At 70.2% G+C, this 1,671-nt stretch carries 2 protein-coding genes; both read right to left on the reverse strand.

Features of this window, described 5'->3' with window-relative positions; translation table 11 throughout:
- A partial coding sequence (locus ABZW32_RS39860) for an ABC transporter permease (RefSeq protein ID WP_356225821.1) occupies nt 1-730 on the reverse strand: 730 nt, incomplete at its 3' end.
- Nucleotides 727-1,671, reverse strand: a 945-nt coding sequence (locus tag ABZW32_RS39865) for an ATP-binding cassette domain-containing protein (RefSeq protein ID WP_356225823.1), incomplete at its 5' end; no start/stop codon positions are given. The genes ABZW32_RS39860 and ABZW32_RS39865, both read right to left, overlap by 4 nt.

Below are 1,671 nucleotides of genomic sequence, written 5' to 3' on the forward strand. Positions count from 1 at the left end.
CGCACCAGGTGACGGCGAGCCAGCCGTTGTTGCCGATCTCGGTGCCGAGGAGGAGGCCGCGGAGGGTTTCGATGGCGGGGGTGAAGGGCTGGTACTGGGCGATGGGCTGGAACCAGCCGGGCATGGAGTGGACCGGGGTGAAGGCGCTGGAGAGCAGGGGCAGCAGGATCAGGGGCATCGCGGAGTTGCTGGCGGCTTCGGCGTTGGGGCTGACCAGGCCCATGCCGACCGCGATCCAGGTGAGGGCGGTGGCGAAGAGGGTCAGGAGTCCGAGGGCGGCGAGCCATTCCAGGACGGTGGCGTCGGTGGAGCGGAAGCCGATGGCCACGGCGACGGCCGCGATGAGGGCCACGCTGGCGACGCACTGCAGGACGCTGCCGGCGACGTGGCCGATGAGGACGGAGGGGCGGTGGATGGCCATGGTGCGGAAGCGGGCGATGATCCCCTCGGTCATGTCGTTGGAGACGGATACGGCGGTGCCGATGGTGGTGCTGCCGATGGTCATCAGGAGCAGGCCGGGGACGACGTAGGCGAGGTAGGCGGAGCGGTCGGGGGTGCCGCCGCCGATGCCGGCGCTCATGGTGTCTCCGAGGATGTAGACGAAGAGCAGGAGCAGCATGACGGGGGTGAGGAGGAGGTTGAGGGTGAGGGAGGGGTAGCGGCGGGCGTGCAGGAGGTTGCGGCGCAGCATGGTGGCCGAGTCGCGGGCGGCGAGGGTGAGGGTGCTCATCGGGTGGCCTCCGTCGGCTGGTGGGGGATGGCGGTGGTGTCGGTGAGGGCGAAGAAGACGTCGTCGAGGTCGGGGGTGTGGACGGTGAGTTCGTCGGCTTCGATGCCGGCGGTGTCCAGGTGGTCGAGGAGGGTGCGCAGTTCGTGCTGGGTGCCGCCGCTGGGGACCTGGAGGGTGAGGGTTTCGTCGTCGGGGGTGGCGGCGGGCAGGGCGTGGGCGGCGCTCTGGTAGGCGGTGGGGTCGGTGAAGCGCAGGCGGACGTGGCCGCCGGGGACGAGGCGCTTGAGTTGTTCGGCGGTGCCTTCGGCGGCGATGCGGCCGTTGTTGAGGACGGCGATGCGGTCGGCGAGCTGGTCTGCTTCTTCCAGGTACTGGGTGGTGAGGAAGACGGTGACGCCGCCGGTGACCAGTTCGCGGATGATCTGCCACATGGTGTGGCGGGAGCGGGGGTCGAGTCCGGTGGTGGGTTCGTCGAGGAAGATGATGCGCGGGCTGCCGACCAGGGTCATGGCGATGTCCAGGCGGCGTTTCATGCCGCCGGAGTAGGTGGAGGCGGGTTTCTTCGCCGCGGTGGTGAGGTCGAAGCGTTCCAGGAGTTCGGCGGCGGTCCGGCGGCCCTCGTGTTTGGGCAGGTGGTGGAGGTCCGCCATGAGGAGCATGTTCTCCTCGCCGGTGATCAGGCCGTCGACGGCGGAGAACTGTCCGGTGACGCCGATCGCGGCGCGGACGGCCTGCGGTGAGGCGGTGAGGTCGTGGCCCGCGACCCGGGCCTGTCCCGCGTCGGCGGTGATGAGCGTGGAGAGGATCTTCACGGCGGTGGTCTTGCCCGCGCCGTTCGGCCCGAGCAGGGCGAAGACGGTGCCTGCGGGGACGGCCAGGTCGATGCCGTCCAGGACGGTCTTGTCACCGTAGGACTTGCGCAGCCCGTTCGCCGCGATGGC

It is taken from the genome of Streptomyces sp. NPDC004667, assembly GCF_040609475.1.
GTDB lineage: Bacteria > Actinomycetota > Actinomycetes > Streptomycetales > Streptomycetaceae > Streptomyces.